20 protein-coding genes are annotated in these 19,121 nt (G+C 58.5%); 13 read left to right on the top strand and 7 right to left on the bottom strand.

All coding sequences use genetic code 11. The features are described from left to right. Nucleotides 1-6: 6 nt before the first annotated feature. A complete protein-coding gene (locus AK821_RS22285) occupies nucleotides 7-861 on the top strand; it encodes a D-hexose-6-phosphate mutarotase (protein WP_064391715.1) in 855 nt (284 codons plus the stop codon). Nucleotides 862-1,200: 339 nt separating this feature from the next. Here the strand turns inward: AK821_RS22285 and AK821_RS22280 are convergent, their stop codons facing one another. Continuing rightward, nucleotides 1,201-2,061, bottom strand: coding sequence for a MurR/RpiR family transcriptional regulator (locus AK821_RS22280; RefSeq protein ID WP_171057240.1), 861 nt, complete (start codon nucleotides 2,059-2,061; stop codon nucleotides 1,201-1,203). A 226-nt stretch (nucleotides 2,062-2,287) separates the two neighbouring features. On the opposite strand from AK821_RS22280, the gene zwf reads away from it, so the two are divergent. The 4 genes from zwf (at nucleotide 2,288) to AK821_RS22260 (ending at nucleotide 6,070) form a co-directional block, all read left to right on the top strand. Beyond that, on the top strand, nucleotides 2,288-3,754 hold the full coding sequence (gene zwf, locus AK821_RS22275; protein WP_064391713.1) for a glucose-6-phosphate dehydrogenase: 1,467 nt from the start codon (nucleotides 2,288-2,290) through the stop codon (nucleotides 3,752-3,754). Beyond that, nucleotides 3,741-4,454 (top strand): 6-phosphogluconolactonase, encoded by a 714-nt coding sequence (pgl, locus tag AK821_RS22270; RefSeq protein ID WP_064391711.1) that lies wholly within the window; start codon nucleotides 3,741-3,743, stop codon nucleotides 4,452-4,454. The genes zwf and pgl overlap by 14 nt, the downstream gene beginning before the upstream one ends. Nucleotides 4,455-4,471: 17 nt before the next feature. Further along, nucleotides 4,472-5,137 (top strand): bifunctional 4-hydroxy-2-oxoglutarate aldolase/2-dehydro-3-deoxy-phosphogluconate aldolase, encoded by a 666-nt coding sequence (locus AK821_RS22265; protein ID WP_008082815.1) that lies wholly within the window; start codon nucleotides 4,472-4,474, stop codon nucleotides 5,135-5,137. Between the two features lie 207 nt (nucleotides 5,138-5,344). Beyond that, entirely contained in the window at nucleotides 5,345-6,070 is a 726-nt protein-coding gene (locus AK821_RS22260) for an intradiol ring-cleavage dioxygenase (protein WP_064391709.1), read from the top strand. A 4-nt stretch (nucleotides 6,071-6,074) separates the two neighbouring features. Here AK821_RS22260 and AK821_RS22255 read toward each other — a convergent pair whose 3' ends face one another. Beyond that, nucleotides 6,075-7,256 (bottom strand): aminotransferase class V-fold PLP-dependent enzyme, encoded by a 1,182-nt coding sequence (locus AK821_RS22255; protein WP_064391708.1) that lies wholly within the window; start codon nucleotides 7,254-7,256, stop codon nucleotides 6,075-6,077. Between the two features lie 28 nt (nucleotides 7,257-7,284). Next, nucleotides 7,285-7,521 carry a DUF3820 family protein gene (locus AK821_RS22250; protein ID WP_003227425.1) on the bottom strand — a complete coding sequence of 79 codons (237 nt, stop codon included), beginning with the start codon at nucleotides 7,519-7,521 and terminating at the stop codon, nucleotides 7,285-7,287. A 205-nt stretch (nucleotides 7,522-7,726) separates the two neighbouring features. On the opposite strand from AK821_RS22250, the gene AK821_RS22245 reads away from it, so the two are divergent. After that, nucleotides 7,727-8,194, top strand: a complete 468-nt coding sequence (locus tag AK821_RS22245; protein WP_064391705.1) for a ferritin-like domain-containing protein — start codon at nucleotides 7,727-7,729, stop codon at nucleotides 8,192-8,194. A gap of 140 nt (nucleotides 8,195-8,334) precedes the next feature. Here the strand turns inward: AK821_RS22245 and AK821_RS22240 are convergent, their stop codons facing one another. Together AK821_RS22240 and AK821_RS22235 are read right to left on the bottom strand one after the other, a co-directional pair. Continuing rightward, complete coding sequence (locus tag AK821_RS22240) at nucleotides 8,335-8,805, bottom strand: MaoC family dehydratase (RefSeq protein WP_003227420.1); 471 nt, start codon at nucleotides 8,803-8,805, stop codon at nucleotides 8,335-8,337. Between the two features lie 42 nt (nucleotides 8,806-8,847). Beyond that, on the bottom strand, nucleotides 8,848-9,792 hold the full coding sequence (locus AK821_RS22235) for an alpha/beta hydrolase (RefSeq protein WP_064392138.1): 945 nt from the start codon (nucleotides 9,790-9,792) through the stop codon (nucleotides 8,848-8,850). A 201-nt stretch (nucleotides 9,793-9,993) separates the two neighbouring features. Here AK821_RS22235 and fadD2 point away from each other — a divergent pair, with 201 nt between their 5' ends. Further along, entirely contained in the window at nucleotides 9,994-11,682 is a 1,689-nt protein-coding gene (fadD2, locus tag AK821_RS22230; protein WP_064391704.1) for a long-chain-fatty-acid--CoA ligase FadD2, read from the top strand. A 347-nt stretch (nucleotides 11,683-12,029) separates the two neighbouring features. Continuing rightward, nucleotides 12,030-13,727, top strand: coding sequence for a long-chain-fatty-acid--CoA ligase FadD1 (fadD1, locus tag AK821_RS22225; RefSeq protein ID WP_064391702.1), 1,698 nt, complete (start codon nucleotides 12,030-12,032; stop codon nucleotides 13,725-13,727). Between the two features lie 178 nt (nucleotides 13,728-13,905). Here the strand turns inward: fadD1 and AK821_RS22220 are convergent, their stop codons facing one another. Continuing rightward, nucleotides 13,906-14,283: a hypothetical protein gene (locus AK821_RS22220; protein ID WP_064391701.1), complete on the bottom strand. Its 378-nt coding sequence runs from the start codon at nucleotides 14,281-14,283 to the stop codon at nucleotides 13,906-13,908. Nucleotides 14,284-14,480: 197 nt separating this feature from the next. On the opposite strand from AK821_RS22220, the gene AK821_RS22215 reads away from it, so the two are divergent. From AK821_RS22215 to def, 3 genes are all read left to right on the top strand, one after another. Beyond that, nucleotides 14,481-14,672, top strand: coding sequence for a CsbD family protein (locus tag AK821_RS22215; protein ID WP_007917841.1), 192 nt, complete (start codon nucleotides 14,481-14,483; stop codon nucleotides 14,670-14,672). 164 nt (nucleotides 14,673-14,836) lie between these two features. Next, complete coding sequence (locus AK821_RS22210) at nucleotides 14,837-15,787, top strand: YihY/virulence factor BrkB family protein (protein WP_064391698.1); 951 nt, start codon at nucleotides 14,837-14,839, stop codon at nucleotides 15,785-15,787. 2 nt (nucleotides 15,788-15,789) lie between these two features. Continuing rightward, on the top strand, nucleotides 15,790-16,329 hold the full coding sequence (def, locus tag AK821_RS22205; RefSeq protein ID WP_016983685.1) for a peptide deformylase: 540 nt from the start codon (nucleotides 15,790-15,792) through the stop codon (nucleotides 16,327-16,329). Between the two features lie 124 nt (nucleotides 16,330-16,453). Here def and AK821_RS22200 read toward each other — a convergent pair whose 3' ends face one another. Continuing rightward, the gene (locus AK821_RS22200; RefSeq protein WP_064391697.1) at nucleotides 16,454-16,870 is read right to left on the bottom strand and encodes a GNAT family N-acetyltransferase; all 417 of its coding nucleotides are present in this window, start codon (nucleotides 16,868-16,870) and stop codon (nucleotides 16,454-16,456) included. 325 nt (nucleotides 16,871-17,195) lie between these two features. On the opposite strand from AK821_RS22200, the gene AK821_RS22195 reads away from it, so the two are divergent. Together AK821_RS22195 and AK821_RS22190 are read left to right on the top strand one after the other, a co-directional pair. Beyond that, a complete protein-coding gene (locus AK821_RS22195) occupies nucleotides 17,196-18,137 on the top strand; it encodes a fatty acid desaturase (RefSeq protein ID WP_064391694.1) in 942 nt (313 codons plus the stop codon). A 139-nt stretch (nucleotides 18,138-18,276) separates the two neighbouring features. Then, nucleotides 18,277-19,068 carry a phosphate/phosphite/phosphonate ABC transporter substrate-binding protein gene (locus AK821_RS22190; RefSeq protein ID WP_064391693.1) on the top strand — a complete coding sequence of 264 codons (792 nt, stop codon included), beginning with the start codon at nucleotides 18,277-18,279 and terminating at the stop codon, nucleotides 19,066-19,068. The last annotated feature ends 53 nt before the right edge of the window (nucleotides 19,069-19,121 follow it).

Here is a 19,121-nt window from a genome sequence, read left to right as displayed (position 1 = left end):
TGGCAAATGCATGAGCATCCGCTACAACGCTTCTTCAAATCCCTGCGTGAGCAACCGGTGTTCGCCTGGGAGCGCTATCAGATGCGCGACGTGTTGGTGATCGATCATCCGCTGTGTCAGGCGGTGTTCAGTCGTCAGGGTGCGCAGTTGCTGCACTTTCAGCCGCGCGGGCAAAAACCGTGGTTGTGGTGTGCTGCGAAGTGGCCGCATGTCGGCGCGATCCGTGGTGGTGTGCCGGTGTGCTGGCCGTGGTATGGCCGTCATCCGAGCGAAAACGCATGGCCGTCCCATGGCTGGGCAAGGTTGCTCGACTGGAAGTTGCTCGACAGCAGCAGCGCCGAAGACGGCGTGCGCCTGCATTGGCAATTGCAGTTGTGCGACTGGCAGGTTGACCTGCACGCACACCTTGGCGAACGCATGGAGTTACGCCTGAGCACTGAGCATCAGGACGACATGCCGTGCCAGTTGAGCCAGGCTTTGCACGCTTACTGGCGTATTGGCGATGTCGGTGAGATAGCGCTGTCTGGGCTCGAAGGGGCGCAGGGTTATGACCAGTTGAACCGCCAGGTTTGCCAGCAGGAAGGCGAGTTGCGGGTGGATGGCGGTTGCCAGCGGGTGTTCCAGCATGACGGCGAATTGCAGCTGAAAGATCACGCCTGGCAGCGTGAGTTGTGCATCGATACCGGGGACAGCGCCGACACGGTGGTGTGGCATCCGGGCGCGCGGCCGCTGTTGGGCGTGTCGTGGGATGAGATTTCCGAGTTTGTCTGCGTGGAAGCGGCGGCGGGCGGGACGGACAGTCTGCACCTGGCGCCGGGGGAGAAGGCGCATTTGAGTTTGCAGGCGTGGGCGGCGGCTTGAGAGTGTCAAGTACACCGATACCCTCACCCTAGCCCTCTCCCGAGGGGAGAGGGGAGCGAATGGGGGATGCTCAAGAGTTACGCCGACGTGAAAGTGCATCGCTGAATCCATAATCGACTGGATATTTCAGGTCGATGTACAGCGCAAGACACCTCGGTCGGCCCCCTCTCCCTCAGGGAGAGGGGGCCGAATGGGGGATATTCGAGAGATGCACCGACCTGAACGAATGTCGGTGAATCCATAATCGACTCGGTGTTTCAGGTCGATGTATAGCGCTAGACACCTCGGTCGGCCCCCTCTCCCTCCGGGAGAGGGCTGGGGTGAGGGTGCTTTTGATCTTTAGTTGAATTCATCCCCAACCGGATACCGGCTCGCATTCAAGCTCTCTTTGATCTTGCGCAAATGCGGCTGGAAATCCACCCCGCGACGCAAGGTCATCCCCGTCGCCAACACATCCAGCACCGTCAACTGAATGATCCGCGACGTCATCGGCATATAAATGTCGGTGTCTTCCGGCAACGGAATATTCAGGCTCAAGGTACTCGCCTTGGCCAGCGGCGAATTCTCCGCCGTCAGTCCCAACACCGAAGCCCCGTTCTCGCGAGCGATACGCGCAACTTCCACCAGTTCGCGAGTGCGGCCGGTGTAGGAAATGATCACGAACAACTCGCCAGTGTGCGCCACCGAAGCAATCATCCGCTGCATCAGCACATCGGCATGCGCGGTGACCGCGAGGTTGAAGCGGAAGAACTTGTGCTGCGCATCCAGCGCCACCGGTGCCGAAGCGCCGAGGCCGAAGAAGTGGATCTGCCGCGCCTGAATCAACAGGTCGACGGCGCGGCTGATCAGGTTCGGATCGAGCGCCTGGCAAGCGCTGTCCAGCGACGCAATGGCGCTGCCGAAAATCTTCTGCGTGTACGCCTCGGGATTGTCATCAGCCTCGACCGCGCGGCTGACATACGCCGCGCCACTGGCCAGGCTCTGCGCCAGTTGCAGCTTGAGTTCCGGGTAGCCGCTGACACCGAACGAACGGCAGAAACGGTTGACCGTCGGTTCGCTCACCGAGGCTGCCTGGGCGAGGGCGGCGATGCTGAAGCGGGTGGCCTGCTGCGGGTTGAGCAGGATCACCTCGGCGACTTTGCGTTCGGCCTTGTTCAGGTCTTCAAGGCGACTCTGGATCTGTTCCAGTAAATTTCGCACGCGGTCCATATGGAATTCCTAATTCACCTGCGCAAAGGTGCGCCGGGCTATGCAAATTGGGCCTTTGATATGGCCCGTAACGGTGGCCTATCCTACTGATGCGTCCGAGCGACCACCACTCGGAATCTGTATTTTGCGAAAATGTTGTGGTTATTACTACATTTTCCCTTGAGTGATGCCTTGAAAAAAGGTATTTGTAGCTTAACTTGATAAAAGAACAAACATCATGCCTTCGATTACGGTTGAACCGTGCACCTTCGCCTTGTTCGGCGCGCTTGGCGATCTGGCCCTGCGCAAGCTGTTTCCTGCCCTTTATCACCTCGATGGCGCCGACTTGTTGCACGAGGACACGCGCATCATCGCGCTGGCCCGTGAAGAAGGTTCCGAGCAGCAGCACCTGGCATTCATCGCCGCCGAACTGCGCCGTTATGTAGGCAAAGAGCTGGACGAGGCCGTCGCCGAGCGCTTTCTCGCACGGCTGACCTACCTGCACGTCGACTTCCTCAGATCTGAAGATTATGTGGCGCTGGCCGAACTGGCCGGCAGCACGCAACGCATGATTGCCTACTTCGCCACTCCGGCGGCGGTGTACGGGGCGATCTGCGAGAACCTGGCGAAAGTCGGTCTGGCTGAAAACACTCGCGTGGTGCTGGAAAAACCGATTGGTTCCGACCTCGAATCGTCGCGCAAAGTGAACGACGCCGTGGCGCAGTTCTTCCCGGAGAACCGCACCTACCGCATCGACCATTACCTGGGCAAAGAAACCGTTCAGAACCTGATCGCCCTGCGTTTCGCCAACAGCCTGTTCGAAACCCAGTGGAACCAGAATTACATCTCCCACGTGGAAATCACCGTCGCCGAGAAGGTCGGCATCGAAGGCCGTTGGGGCTACTTCGACAAGGCCGGCCAACTGCGCGACATGATCCAGAATCACCTGCTGCAGCTGCTCTGCCTGATTGCCATGGATCCGCCGGCCGACCTGTCCGCCGACAGCATCCGTGACGAGAAAGTAAAAGTGCTCAAGGCGCTGGCGCCGATCAGTCCCGAAGGCCTGACCACTCAGGTCGTGCGCGGCCAGTACATCGCCGGCCACAGCGAAGGCAAATCGGTACCGGGTTACCTCGAAGAACCGAATTCCAACACCCAGAGCGACACCGAAACCTTCGTCGCCCTGCGTGCCGACATCCGCAACTGGCGCTGGGCCGGCGTGCCGTTCTACCTGCGCACCGGCAAGCGCATGCCGCAAAAGCTTTCGCAGATTGTTATCCACTTCAAGGAACCGTCGCACTACATCTTCGCCCCTGAGCAGCGCTTGCAGATCAGCAACAAACTGATCATCCGCCTGCAGCCGGACGAAGGCATTTCCTTGCGCGTGATGACCAAAGAGCAGGGCCTGGACAAAGGCATGCAACTGCGCAGCGGGCCGCTGCAACTGAATTTCTCCGACACCTGGCGTAGCGCGCGGATCCCCGATGCCTACGAGCGGTTGTTGCTGGAAGTGATGAACGGCAATCAGAACCTGTTTGTCCGTAAAGATGAAATCGAAGCCGCGTGGAAATGGTGTGACCAGCTGATCGCCGGATGGAAAAAATCCGGTGACGCGCCCAAGCCGTATGCGGCCGGGTCGTGGGGGCCGATGAGCTCCATTGCATTGATCACGCGGGACGGGAGGTCGTGGTATGGCGATATCTGATGTGCAACTGCCTGCGGGCGTGAACGCTCACGAATTCAAGAGTCCGGTGCTGTTGGCCGAAGGTCTGGCGCTGAACGTTGCCAAGCAATTGAGCGAGGCCATTGCTGCACGCGGCAACGCGGTGCTGGTGGTGTCGGGCGGTCGTAGCCCGGTGGCGTTTTTCCAGCATTTGGCCAAGCAGGACCTGGACTGGTCGAAGGTCGTCGTGACCCTTGCCGATGAGCGCTGGGTACCGGTTGAACACGCCGACAGCAATGCCGGCCTGCTCAAGCAATACCTGCTCAAAGGCCCGGCTGCGAAAGCGCAATTCCTCAGCCTTTACAGCGCTGCGGCCAGCGTCGAGCAGGCCGCCGAACAGGCTGACCGCTTGCTCGCCGAACTGCCGCCGATTGACGTGCTGGTGCTGGGCATGGGCGATGACGGCCACACCGCGTCGCTGTTCCCCGACAGCCCGAACCTCGCCGAAGCCTTGCAAGTCGATGGCGCACGCCGTTGCTGGCCGATGCTGGCGCCGAGCGTGCCGCGTCAGCGCCTGACCATGAGCCGTGCGCTGCTGGCCTCGGCCAAGCACAAGATTCTGTCGATTTCCGGTCAGTCGAAACTGACCACCCTGAATGCCGCGCTGGCATCCGATGACGTCGCCGCCATGCCGGTGCGCGCGTTTCTGCAACCTACGTTAGAGATTTACTGGTGCCCATGAGCCAAGGAACAGCCGCTATGACAACCCCATCCCCGACCGTTTCCATGGCGGACAAAGTTGCCCTGATCGACAGCCTCTGCGCCAAGGCGCGGATCCTGCCGGTGATCACCATCGCTCGCGAACAGGACGTGCTGCCATTGGCCGACGCCCTGGCTGCCGGTGGTCTGACCGCGCTGGAAGTGACCCTGCGTTCGCAGTTCGGCCTCAAGGCCATTCAGATCCTGCGCGACCAGCGTCCGGAACTGATGACCGGTGCCGGCACCGTGCTCGATCGCAACATGCTCGCGGCTGCCGAAGCTGCCGGCTCGCAATTCATCGTCACCCCGGGCATCACCCGTGATTTGCTCGAAGCCAGTGTCGACAGCCCGATTCCGCTGTTGCCGGGCATCAGCAACGCCTCCGGCATCATGGAAGGCTATGGCCTGGGTTATCGCCGCTTCAAGTTGTTCCCGGCGGAAGTCAGCGGTGGCGTGGCGGCAATCAAAGCCCTCGGCGGCCCTTTCGGTGAAGTGAAATTCTGCCCGACTGGCGGCGTCGGCCCGGCCAATATCAAGAGCTACATGGCGCTGAAAAACGTCATGTGCGTGGGCGGTAGCTGGATGCTTGATCCAGAGTGGATCAAGAACGGCGACTGGGCCCGTATTCAGGAATGCACCGCCGAGGCACTGGCGCTGCTGGACTGATTGTCACCAGACACTTCGTTGTGTGTTCTACGGCTTTACGGTGCGCTTGGTCGGTGCACCGTTTTTTTTTGCCCGCGCAAAAGCCAACGGCAAAAGATCGCTGCCTTCGGCAACTCCTGCAAAAGTTACGACGCGATACATAGTTACCGCACACAGGCTTCTGCCCGGCGCTAATCTGCGTTCATCTTATGGAAGAGAGAACGCGTCATGGCCCAAGACTCTGCAGCATCCTCAACGAACCAAGTGTATCAACTGGCCCCCGAGCAAATCGCCGGACCGTACTTTCGCAACCCGAAATTGCTGCGCCGCAACATCAGCGAGGGTGCAGAAGGCTTGCCGCTGCTGCTGCGCCTGACCATCGTTGATGCAATGACCGGTGAGCCGGTCAGTGGCGCGCTGGTGGATATCTGGCATTGCAATGCGCGCGGCGCGTATTCGGGCTGGAGCCGGATCAATCCGGATCTTGAAGTCGATGCCGAGGCCATCGGTTCAATCCCGCGTACCGATGATGACACCTACCTGCGCGGCAGCCAGTTTTGTGATCCCAAGGGCCGCGTGCGCTTCACGACGATTTATCCGGGGTTTTACGCCGGTCGCGCACTGCATATTCATATGGCGGTGCGCATCGTTGCCGGCAGCGAATTTCTCGAAGCACGCAATGTGGCCTGGGTTGGCCAGTTGTATTTCCCCGAGGTCGTTTCGCGCTCGGTACTCAATGCCAAAGCCTATCGCGGACGCTCGGCGAAGGTACTGAACAATGCCGAGGACAGCTATTACGCCGACATGCAGGGCGAAGCCTCGACGCTGACAGTGTGGCCGATCGGTCGCGATACTCATGAGGATGGTTTTTTCGGCCAACTGACGATCGGTATCGATACCTTCGCTGTGTCGTCGCAGATCAAACCCGAGGACTTCGACAAATTCACCGTTTAAGCCATCAACGTAACTCGTTCAGCGCGCGGGTCAGCAGTTGCATGTCGCCAGCGGTGGTGGTCAGCCCCGGTGTAATGCGGATGCAAGGCCCGCACGCCGCGCCATTGCGAACCACCGTGAACAGATTGAAGTCATTGAGCAAATGCTCCGCCATGGCCTGTTGGTCGTCGTGACGAGTGAAGCGCAACGCCGTGATCCCGCAATACAATCGCGGATCGTCGGGCGTCATCACTTCAATGCCCGGTAAATGCCGCACGGCGCTGACCCACAGGTTGCGCAGGTAGTTCAGGCGGGCACCTTTTGCCGCTGCGCCGCCGAGTGAACGATGCTCCTCGAATACCAGCGGCAGTGTCATCAATGCCGGAATGTTGGGAGTGCTGTAGGACGTGCGCGCTCGGATGTCATTGACCGGATAGTGCATCTCGCCCATGTCCGGATCGATGTCAGCCAGACGCTGTGGGGCAATATAGATGAAGCCAAGCGTCAGCGGCGCACCGATCCATTTGTGCAGGTTGTAACCGGCGAAGGCGATACCGAGGGCATCGAAGTCGAACTCGATCTGACCGAGGGCGTGGGCACCATCAAGAATGATGTCGACCCCATGCTCCCTGGCCAGCGCGGCAATGGCTTGTACCGGCATCACCAGGCCGGTGCGATGGGTGACGTGTGTCAGGGCCATCAGTTTCAGTTTCGGATGGCGAATAAAGGTTTCGCGGTAAGTTTCCAACAGGCTGTCGAAGCTCGCCGGGTGTGCATGCGAAATCTCGATGATCTCGACGCCGCGATGTCTGGCCAGCCAGCGCATGGCGCCCTTGACCGTGTCGTACTCAAGGTCGCAGATCAGCAACTGGTCGCCCGGTTGCAGGCGGTTGTAATTGCGGGTCAGCGATTGCAGGCCTTCGGTGGCATTGCGGGGGAAGGCCACGCTCTGTGCGCGTACGCCCATCTGCTCTGCCAACTGCGCGCGGATGTCTAGATTGTCGTGCTGCTCAAAGCGCTGGCGCACGTACACCGAGTTGCTGGTATTGATCAGCTCGATATTGCGCTGATACTCCTCGATCACCGTACGCGACATACGCCCGAAGTAACCGTTTTCCAGATTCACAGGTCCGGGTTGAACATCGTAACGGTCGGCGAACGTCTGCCAGAAGGCTTCGTCACGGGCGCGGCGGGTGTTATCGGGCATGGCGGCTGGCTCTATAGAGGAGGGCGCTTCAGTGGCGCGGGGCAGGTTTGCCATGTTTGGCGCGTAGCGGTTCGAGCAAGTCAGACAAGCCGTTGTGGTCGATCTCCTGCATCAGCGCCAGCAGGCCGCCGAGTTCGCCATGGGGAAAACCTTCGCGGGCAAACCAGTTGAGGTAAGGCCCCGGCAGGTCGGCAATGATCCGGCCCTTGTATTTGCCGAAGGGCATTTCGCGGGTGATCAGCAGTTCGAGTTTTTCGGGATTCATTGCGGTTTTCGTCTGGCTTCAAATCAAACTGGAAAATACAGGCATTCTGCATGCAGGCCAAATGACAGATCATGCAAATAACCGCGATACAGATAGTTCATTTATATTTAACTTGTTGATTTATAACGATATTTATCTTACAAAAAAACTGGCACGCACACTGCAATATCTCTTGCATCTTCCACCGATCGCAAGGAATTGAAAAATGACCGACATGAATAAAGAAGCCATCTCTGTACTCAATGACCTGATTGAAACCTGCAAGGACGGTCAGGAAGGGTTCAAGACTTGCGCCGAAGACATCAAGCACCCAGAACTGAAAACCCTGTTTGTCACTCGCTCTGCCGACTGCGCCACTGCTGCAGCTGAGCTGCAAGCCGAAGTTCGCAAACTGGGCGGCGATCCGGAAACCTCTACCAGCGTCAGCGGTGATCTGCACCGTCGTTGGGTCGACGTCAAAGCCATGTTCACTGGCAAGGATGAGGAGGCTGTGCTGAACGAAGCCGAGCGCGGTGAAGACCATGCGCTGAAGGCTTATCGTGAAGCCATCGAAAAAATCAACAAGCACAACCTGGTGGGCATTCGTGACCTGGTTGAGCGCCAATACCATGGCGTGCAACGCAACCATGACCAAGTGAAAGCCCTGCGTAACCAGGCTCGCGCACGCTCGTAAGCGTACGCCGGTTACAAAAAACGCCAGCTAGTCTGGCGTTTTTTTATGAGTGTTTTGAAAGCAAAAGATCGCAGCCTGCGGCAGCTCCTACAGTGAAGGCATTCCCCTGTAGGAGCTGCCGAAGGCTGCGATCTTTTCAATCAGCCAATGCTGATGGCCGGCAACGTCGGCAACGTCACAGTCTGCTGCTTACGCGGCGCCAGAATCTCCGCCTCACCGTCCACCACCAACTCATCACGCTGGTTGAACACGCGAGTTGCAATGCGCACGCGAAACTTCGGCAGTTTCTCGAGAATTTCCAGGCGCACTGTCAGCGTGTCACCGATCTTCACCGGTTTCTGAAAGCTCATCTGCTGGCCGATGTAAATTGTGCCCGGCCCAGGCAGTTCACAGGCCACCGCGGCGCTGATCAAGGCGCCACTGAACATGCCGTGAGCGATACGCTCCTTGAACATGCTGGCTGCCGCGAACTCTGCGTCCAGGTGCACCGGGTTGTGGTCGCCGGACATCGCGGCGAACAGCTGAATGTCGCGCTCTTCGACAGTCTTGCTGTAGCTCGCAGTCTGGCCGACTTCGAGGGCTTCGTAAGGGATGTTGGTAACCTGGGTCATCGATTTCGGTTCCTGTGACGGATTAAATAAATCCACAAAAAATCATTCACTGCGCTGAGGTCGCGGATGGCTCAGCGCTTGGGCGATCCAGGCCAGCACATCGGCGATCACTTCATCGCGATTGGTTTCGTTGAACAATTCGTGCCGGGCCTGCGGGTAGATTTTCAATTGCAGGTTCTGGCTGCCGGCTGTGCGTAAGGCATTGGCCAGATCTGTCAGACGCTTGCCGTCACTCACCGGATCACATTCACCGCCGATCACCAGCAATGGCAGGCCCGGGTCGATCTGCGCGAGATTGGACGCTTTGCTGATTTGCTGCAAGCCACCGAGCAGGTCGATCCATAGCTGATTGGTACAGCGAAAGCCGCAGAGCGGGTCAGCGGCGTATTTGTCGACTTCGGTCGGATCGCGGCTCAGCCAGTCGAACGGCGTGCGCACCGGTTTGAATTGTTTGTTGAACGAGCCGAACGACAGCCACTCGATCAGTGCACTGCGGCCCTTGCCGCCTTGACGCAGTTTTTCCAGGCGGGCGATCTGCCGCGCGGCACCATACAAGGCCACCGGCTGGAAATTCGAGCCACTGAGAATCGCCCCGGTCAGGCTGGCGCTGTGGTGCAGTAAATAGCCTTGGGCAAGATAGCTGCCCATGCTGTGGCCGAGCAGGATGATCGGCACGCCGGGGTGTTGCTGGCCAATGTATTGATTGAGGCTGGCCAGATCGCCAAGGACTTTGCACCAACCGTCATCATCGGCGAAATGGCCGACGGTGCCCTGATCGGCAGTTCTGCCATGTCCCCGCAGATCCGGGGCATATACGCCATATCCTTTGTCGCAAAACGTGTCGGCCAGACGGGCATAACGACCGCTGTGTTCGGCCATGCCATGGGCCAGCAGGATCACCGCTTTCAACGGCGCGGCGGGCAGCCATTGGTTGACGAACAGGCGGCTGCGGTCACTCGCGTCCAGCCACAGGGTGTCGTGGGTCATGGCGATTCCTTTGCTCAAGAGTCGGATCATTGTATAGCGCGTCTGATCAGCCCACGCCACGGCAGGAAGATTCACACGATCAATGACGGCTTTGCTCATATTTGCCTGAATGGCCATAACTGCTAGTGTCCGTGAAGCTCCGCTTTTTCAGAAATGACAGAAAGCGGCCCCGGATCGGCTCAGGTAAAGAGGACAAGAACAATGCAACCTGATTTCTGGAACGACAAGCGCCCGGCCGGCGTGCCGCTGGACATCGACATGGGTGAGTTCAAGTCGGTGATCGAGGTGTTCGAGCGTTCCTGCAAGAAGTTCGCGGATCGCCCGGCGTTCAGCAACATGGGCGTGACCCTGACCTACGCTGAACTTGAGCGCCAGAGCGCAGCCTTTGCCGGTTACCTGCAAGCGCATACCGATCTGGTGCCGGGCGATCGCATCGCCGTGCAGATGCCCAACGTCCTGCATTACCCGATCGCCGTGTTCGGCGCGTTGCGTGCCGGGCTGATCGTGGTCAACACCAACCCGCTGTATACCGCGCGGGAGATGCGCCATCAGTTCAAGGATTCCGGCGCACGGGCGTTGGTGTACCTGAACATGTTTGGCCAGAAAGTCCAGGAAGTGCTGGCCGACACCGACATCCAGTACCTGATCGAAGCGAAGATGGGCGACCTGATGCCCACCGCCAAGGGCTGGCTGGTCAACACCGTGGTCAGCAAAGTGAAGAAAATGGTCCCGGACTATTCGCTGCCGCACGCCATCTCCTTCAAGAGTGCGCTGCGCATGGGGCGGGGTCTGGGCATCAAGCCGTTGAAGGTCAGCCTCGACGACATCGCCGTGCTGCAATACACCGGCGGCACTACCGGCCTGGCCAAGGGCGCGATGCTGACCCACGGCAATCTGGTAGCGAACATGCAGCAAGTGCGTGCCTGTCTGGCACAGCTCGGCCCGGACGGTCAGCCTTTGTTGCGCGAAGGTCAGGAAGTGATGGTCGCGCCGCTGCCGCTGTACCACATCTATGCCTTCACCGCGAATTGCATGTGCATGATGGTCTCCGGCAACCACAACGTGCTGATCACCAACCCGCGCGACATTGCCGGTTTCATCAAGGAACTGAAGAACTGGCGCTTCTCGGCTCTGTTGGGTTTGAACACCTTGTTCGTCGCATTGATGGAACACCCGGATTTCAAGACCCTGGATTTCTCCAGCCTGAAACTCACCAACTCCGGCGGCACCGCGCTGGTCAAAGCCACCGCCGAGCGTTGGGAGCAGATGACCGGTTGCCGCATTACCGAAGGTTACGGTCTGACCGAAACCTCGCCAGTGGCCTGCACCAACCCGTATGGCGATCAATCGCGCCTCGGTACCGTCGGCCTGCCAGTGCCGGGCACGTTGCTCAAAGTCATCAACGATGACGGCGTCGAGCAGCCGATGGGCGAGCGGGGCGAGTTGTGCATCAAAGGCCCGCAGATCATGAAGGGCTACTGGAACAAACCTGAAGCCACCGCTGAAGTGCTGGATGGCGAAGGCTGGTTCAAATCGGGCGACATCGCGGTGATCGATCCGGACGGGTTTGTACGCATCGTCGATCGCAAGAAGGATATGATCATCGTCTCCGGTTTCAATGTGTACCCGAACGAAATTGAAGACGTGGTCATGGCTCACCCGAAGGTCGCCAACTGCGCGGTGATCGGCGTGCCGGACGAGCGCTCCGGCGAGGCAGTGAAGCTGTTTGTGGTAGCGCGGGAAACCGGTGTCAGCCTTGAAGAGCTCAAGGCCTACTGCAAAGAAAATTTCACCGCGTACAAAGTGCCGAAACACATTGTGTTGCGTGAGTCGTTGCCGATGACGCCGGTCGGCAAGATTCTGCGGAGGGAGTTACGCGATATCGCTTAACCGACAGCAGCGAAAAGATCGCAGCCTGCGGCAGCTCCTACCTTGGAATGCATTTCCTGTAGGCGCTGCCGAAGGCTGCGATCTTTTGCTTTAAGTCCACGAAAACCGGGGCTTTCAAGGTGATATAGGATTTTTGCTCTAAAATGACTGCTGGCAAGTCTTGAGTCATAAATATGACTGTATGGGCCGCTTTTGGCTCTGGTCGACCCTCGGCAAAGCTGCTACTCTCGGCGCGCTTTGTGACTTCTCGGCCTATCTGAAAGCCAGATTCACCAATACAAAACACACACCAATAATAATCGCATCAAATGCGGTGAAGAATTCGCGTTGCTGAGGAGTGGGCTTCCATGATCGAAGACTTTTGGAAGGATAAATACCCGGCTGGAATTGCTGCCGACATCAATCCAGACGAGTATCCGAACATTCAGGCAGTGTTGAAGCAATCCTGCCAACGCTTCGCCAACAAACCGGCTTTCAGCAACCTGGGCAAGACAATCACCTACGGTGAGCTGTACGAATTGTCCGGTGCGTTTGCCGCGTATCTGCAACAGCATACCGACTTGCAGCCCGGTGATCGAATCGCCGTGCAATTGCCCAACGTTCTGCAGTACCCGGTGGCCGTCTTCGGCGCGATCCGCGCGGGGCTGATCGTGGTCAATACCAACCCGCTCTATACCGCGCGGGAAATGGAGCACCAATTCAACGATTCCGGTGCCAAGGCCCTGGTTTGCCTGGCAAACATGGCGCATCTGGCTGAGGCCGTGGTGCCGAAAACCGGCGTCAAACACGTCATCGTCACCGAAGTCGCCGACCTGCTGCCGCCGATCAAGCGCCTGCTGATCAACAGCGTCATCAAATACGTGAAGAAAATGGTCCCGGCCTATCACCTGCCGAACGCCATCAAGTTCAACGACGTATTGAGCAAAGGCCAGGGCCAGCCTGTAGCTGAAGCCAACCCGGACAGCGGCGATGTCGCGGTGCTGCAATACACCGGCGGCACCACTGGCGTGGCCAAGGGCGCGATGCTGACCCACCGCAACCTCGTCGCCAACATGCTGCAATGCAAGGCGCTGATGGGCTCCAACCTCAACGAAGGCTGCGAGATCCTGATCACGCCGCTGCCGCTGTACCACATCTATGCGTTCACTTTTCATTGCATGGCGATGATGCTGATCGGCAACCACAACATCCTGATCAGCAACCCGCGTGACCTGCCGGCGATGGTCAAGGAACTGTCGAAGTGGAAGTTCAGCGGTTTCGTAGGGCTGAACACGCTGTTCGTGGCGCTGTGCAACAACGAAGCTTTCCGCAAGCTGGATTTCTCCGCACTGAAAGTCACCTTGTCCGGCGGCATGGCCCTGCAACTGGCCGCTGCCGAGCGCTGGAAAGCCGTGACCGGTTGTGCAATCTGCGAAGGTTACGGCATGACCGAAACCAGTCCGGTGGCCACGGTCAACCCGATCCAGCATATCCAGATCGGCACCATCGGCATTCCAGTGCCGTCGACCCTGTGCAAAGTCATCGACGATGCCGGTGTCGAGCAGCCGCTGGGCGAAATCGGCGAACTGTGCGTCAAGGGCCCGCAAGTAATGAAGGGTTACTGGCAGCGTCAGGAAGCCACCGATGAAATGCTCGACAGCGATGGCTGGCTGAAGACCGGCGACATCGCGTTGATCCAGCCGGACGGCTACATGCGCATTGTCGATCGCAAGAAAGACATGATTCTGGTCTCCGGTTTCAACGTCTATCCGAACGAACTGGAAGACGTGCTGGCAACCCTGCCAGGCGTGTTGCAGTGCGCGGCCATTGGCGTGCCGGACGAGAAGTCGGGCGAGGCGATCAAGATTTTCATCGTTGCCAAACCAGGCGTGACCCTGACCAAAGAGCAGGTAATGGATCACATGCGTGCCAACGTCACTGGTTACAAGGTGCCGCGCTCGGTGGAGTTCCGTGATGCGCTGCCGACCACCAACGTCGGCAAGATCCTGCGCCGCGAGTTGCGGGATGAAGAGCTGAAGAAGATCAAGGCCAAGTCCGCCGCCTGAACCAAAAAGCCCCGCATCAGCGGGGCTTTTTGTTGGTGCGAGGCAGGGTTTCAGGTGATCGTTCCCACGCTCCGCGTGGGAATGCCGCCCCGGACGCTCCGCGTCCAGCATTGCAGGGACGCAGAGCGTCCCGAGATGCATTCCCACGCGGAGCGTGGGAACGATCAGCGTAGAAGGGCTATTGACGGAACGGCGCGAAATTCACATTGGTCCCCGACGGACGCATGTCCTGCAGATACGAATCCTTGTCCGCACTCAATTCCAGGCTCAATGCCGCCTTGCGCTTGCCCTCGTTGCGAATCACCAGCCCTTCGAGCTTTTCACGCAAAAACACCGTCGGCACTTTCAGGTGCAGCAGTTCGTCGGTCGCCGGCGTGTGCATCAGCAGGTGAATCCACTCGTACTGGCCGACCGCCAGGCGCGATACCGGCAGATCGAACCACCAGATGTTGCGGTTACGGTTCAGTTCGGCGAAGTGGCAGTTGTTGGTGCCGAGCACAGCGCCGCCCAGTTCCTGGTTGCGACGGGCGATGGCCTGCTTTTTATCGAGTTTCATAACATTCCTGCGGGATCGGTCTCAGGCGCATGGCGCCCCTATGCTGCGCATTCTCGGGGCATTGTCTGCAAACATAAAGCCCAACCTGCTCGCCGCGACGAAATGAGCCGCTGAAAATAAATGAAACTTGGCGCAAACCCGGCCAGTCAATCATTACGTACTGACTTTTCCCCCTTCATGCATCGCGGAGAAATACCATGAGTAGCACAGGCGATAAAGTAAAAGGCATGGCCAACGAAGCCGTCGGCAACGTCAAGCAAGGCGTCGGTAAAGCTACCGACAACAGCAAGCTGCAAGCCGAGGGCAAGATTCAAGAGAAAAAAGGTGAAGCCCAGCAGGCTGTAGGCAAAGCCAAAGACGCTGTCAAAAAAGGCGTCGACAAGGCGTAATTCAGCCTTGAACGAAATACATGAGCGGCCATCCAAGGATGGCCGTTTTTGTGTCGAAATCCTGCTGACACCCATCAAGGTTCGCCAAACAAGCTACCGTGATGTAAAAAACGGCCCCTGAGTCGCCACGACTTCAACCTGTTCTGCGGCGAAAGGAGACGCGAATGATATTTCCAGACATGAAAGGTCTGCCCCTGCACCGGGTGATGGTGCGTACGGTCACTGAGTTCGTCGACGACGAGATGTCGACCTACGCCTCGGCACTGGCCTACCAGATGCTGTTCTCGCTGTTCCCGTTCATTCTGTTCCTGATCGCGCTGATCGGTTTTCTGCACCTGCCGGACTTCTTCTCCTGGCTGCGCCTGCAGTCGGAACTGGTCTTGCCGCCGCAGGCGCTGGAGCAGGTCAACCCGGTAATCGACCAGTTGCAGCAGTCCAAGGGCGGCCTGCTCTCGGTCGGTATCGTGATTGCCCTCTATACCGCGTCCGCGGGTGTGCGGTTGATGATGAGCGCGATGAACGCCGCGTACGATGTGGTCGAAGGGCGGCCGATCTGGAAACGTTTCCCGCTGTCGATTTTCTACACCGTTGGCATCGCCGGCATGCTGCTGGTGGCTGCCGCACTGATGGTGCTCGGGCCGCAGGTGATGGGCTGGATCGCCGCGCAGGTTGGGCTGGAAGACTTCATCGTCACCGTGTGGACCATCGCGCGCTGGCCAGTAATCGTGATTCTGATGATGGTTGCGGTGGCATTGATCTACTACGTCATGCCCGACGTCAAACAGGAGTTCCGCTTCATCACCCCGGGCTCGGTACTGGCCGTGGTGGTGTGGATCATCGCTTCGTTGGGTTTCGCGTTTTATGTGAAAACCTTCGCCAACTACAACGCGATGTATGGCAGCATCGGCGCCATCATCGTGCTGTTGCTGTATTTCTACATTTCCGCTGCGGTGTTGCTGCTCGGCGCGGAGATGAATGCGGTGATCGAGCACATGTCCAGCGAGGGCAAGGACGCGGGTGAAAAAGTCCCCGGCGAACTCGATGAGCATCCCAAACAACACGTCTCTGGCCTGGGTCGCGATCACTCGCTCAAGCCGGACACTGACGAAGTCTGATCATGATCCGTGAAATTCTGAAAATGGGCGACGAGCGCCTGCTGCGCATAGCGCCGCCGGTGCCGGCCGAGATGTTCGACAGCCCCGAGCTGTGGCAATTGATCGACGATATGTTCCAGACCATGGAAAGCGTCGGTGGCGTTGGCCTGGCTGCGCCGCAGATCGGTGTCGATCTGCAACTGGTGATCTTTGGTTTCGAACACAGCGAACGTTACCCGGACGCTGAAGCGGTGCCGCAGACAATCCTGATCAATCCGCTGATCACGCCGTTGAGTCCGTTGACGGAAGAAGGCTTTGAGGGCTGTTTGTCGGTGCCGGGTTTGCGTGGCGCGGTGGATCGTTATCAGCAGATTCGCTATGAAGGATTTGATCCGAAGGGCGAGCCGATTGTGCGTGTGGCTTCGGGTTTTCACGCGCGGGTGGTGCAGCATGAATGCGATCACTTGATCGGCCGGTTGTATCCGTCGCGCATCACCGATTTCAGCAAGTTCGGTTTTACCGAAGTGATGTTCCCGGATCTCGATCCCACCGCTGACGATTGATCCCCGAGAACACCACCCCCCCCCCTGTAGGAGTGAGCCTGCTCGCGATAGCGGTCTGTCAGTGACATTTTCGGTGACTGACACACCGCTATCGTGAGCAGGCTCACTCCTACAAGGATTCGCGTCAGATTGAAGGCTTGCGTTCCATCGCAATCATCGGCTTGCTCCGCGCATACCGGCTCAAGCGCTCCGCCATCGCCTGGGGCAGCGCCGGGTCGAACGTGAACCCGCATCGTTCATAAAACTCCCGCAGATCCGGATGACAGAACAGCCACACCGGCTCGCTGACACCCTTCACCGCAGCCGACATCAAATGCGCCGCAATCCCCTGATCCCGGCACCCCGGATCAACGAATAACCCGGTCAACCAATGCCCGCCCGCAACCGGCCGCAAGCACAGCGCGGCGACAATCTCTCCCCGCCGAGCGACCCACAATTGTGCCTCGCGAACAGCTTTCATCGACGATTGATGGCTGCGGTAAAACTTGTTCATCAACGGCCAAAGCGACTCGTCGAGCAGGCTGTATTGGGTGTCGGGCATGGGATCGGACTGTCGGTGGGCAAAGCGCCGATTATAAAAGAACGCACGGCTCTGGATAGGTGTATACCTGACCTCACATCCCCTGTGAGTGGAGTACGCATCATGTCCAAAGGTATGGATTCAAAGAAAGCCGCGAAGAAGAAACCGGCCAAGACCGCGATTGAAAAGCGCGCGGAGAAGAAAGCCAAGAAAGTCGACATCTTCGGCCATTGATCACGCCTTTCCGGAGCCCGGCTCTCGGGCTCCTGCCTGCACCCGAAAATAATCTGCAAGATTGCATAGCGTCGTTGCACAGAAGGGGACGATCCCCGTTCCGAGCAACGCCATGCCCCATTACTTCGACGCCGCCCATCGTCAACAGATCGAGACCCTGCGCCAACGCTTTACCGCCCGCACTGAATGGCCAACCTGGCTGTTGCTGATCGGCGTCTATGGCGGCTGGTTCGCCATTGTTCTCAATAGTCAGTGGCTCGGTCGTGGCTTGAGCACATTGCTGCTGATCCCGCTGCTGGTGCTGTGGTTGTCGGTACAGCACGAACTGCTTCACGGACATCCGACGCGCTGGACCTTGTTCAACAAAATCCTTGGCTATGCGCCGTTCGCGGTCTGGTATCCGTACACGTTGTATCGCGACAGTCATTTGCTGCATCACCGCGATGAGGATCTGACCGTGCCCGGCGTCGATCCGGAAAGCCGTTACCTGACGGCAGCAGGCTGGCAGGGCAGTTCGCTGTTCGAACGCAGTTTGCATTGGCTGAACAAAACCGTCCTTGGCCGCTTCGTGATCGGAGCGCCGTTGGCATTGATGGCGCTGGTCAAAGAAGAATTGATGCGACTGAAGAATGGCGAGCGCCAGGCTTGGTTGATGTGGCTGACGCATGCTGCGTTCACATTATTGATGCTGTGGTTCATTGCCCGTTTCAGTGTGCTGCCGGTCTGGTATTACCTGCTGCTGATCAGCGTGCCGGCGCTGTCGATTGCGATGATCCGTTCCTATCATGAACATCGCCCGCATGCGCAACCGGAACAGCGCACGGTGTTGAACGAAGCGGCTTGGCCGTGGCGCTGGTTGTTTCTGAATCTGAATTTTCACCTGGTGCATCACGATTTGCCCAAGCTTGCGTGGTACGACTTGCCCAAGGTCTACCGGACGCATCGCGAGCAGTGGATCGCGCGCAGTGGCGGGGTTCTGGCGCAAGGGCATGGCGAGCTCTGGCGACGCAATGGCTTCAAGCCGATCGACAGTCCGCAACATCCCTTCCACTGACCCAAGAACACCACAACCCCCTGTACGAGTGAGCCTGCTCGCGATAGCGGTGTCTCAGGCACTGAAGATGTCACTGATGCACCGCTATCGCGAGCAGGCTCACTCCTACATTGGATTTGTGTTTACCGGGAAAAAATGTATGACCCAACACCACACCGAACTCCTGATGTACATCGCCCCCGAGCCCATCCGCGCGGCCAATGAACGCTGGATTGCGCGCATTCTCAAGCAACTTGGCCACACTCGTCTGAGCGCTGAGGGCCTGTCACTGCCAGAACTCTGGTTATCCCCCGATCTACTGCTCACACAAACCTGCGGCTATCCGCTGATGACTGCATTGCGCGGACAAGTGCGCATCGTCGGCCGCCCACGCTACGAACTCCCCGACGCCAGCGCCGGCAATCATTGCAGCCTGATCCTCGGTCGCGCTGACGACCCACGCAAAACCCTGGCGGAGTTGCGCGACAGTCGCGGGGTAATCAACAGTGAGGACTCCAACAGTGGCATGAACCTGCTGCGTCAGCGTCTGGCGCCGTTGCAGCAAAGTGGCCGGTTCTTCGCCACAGTCGAGGTCAGCGGCGGTCATCGGGAAAGTCTGCGCTTGCTGCGGGAATACCGCGCCGATCTGGCGGCTATCGACAGCGTAACCTATGCCTATCTCGCGCAATATGCGCCGGAAGAGGTCAACGCCTTGCGAGTGATCGCGCGCAGTGCGTTGAGCCCGACCTTACCGTTCATTACGATCGGTAGCGCTACGGATGAGCAGATCGAGCAGCTCCGACAGGTAATGAATGAAGCCTTGCGCGAACTCCCTGATGTCGTGCAGACATTGGGATTGCCTGAGGTGCTTGCGGCTAGCGAGAGCGATTATCAGATCCTGCTCGATTATCAGCGCGAGGCTGAAGAACTCGGTTATAGCCGCTTGCGCTAAAAGATCGCAGCCTTCGGCAGCTCCTACGGGGATCGGTGTAGGAGCTGCCGAAG

It is taken from the genome of Pseudomonas sp. RIT-PI-r (assembly GCF_001297015.1).
Taxonomy (GTDB): Bacteria; Pseudomonadota; Gammaproteobacteria; order Pseudomonadales; family Pseudomonadaceae; genus Aquipseudomonas.
This window is presented reverse-complemented; position numbering and strand designations above follow the sequence as displayed.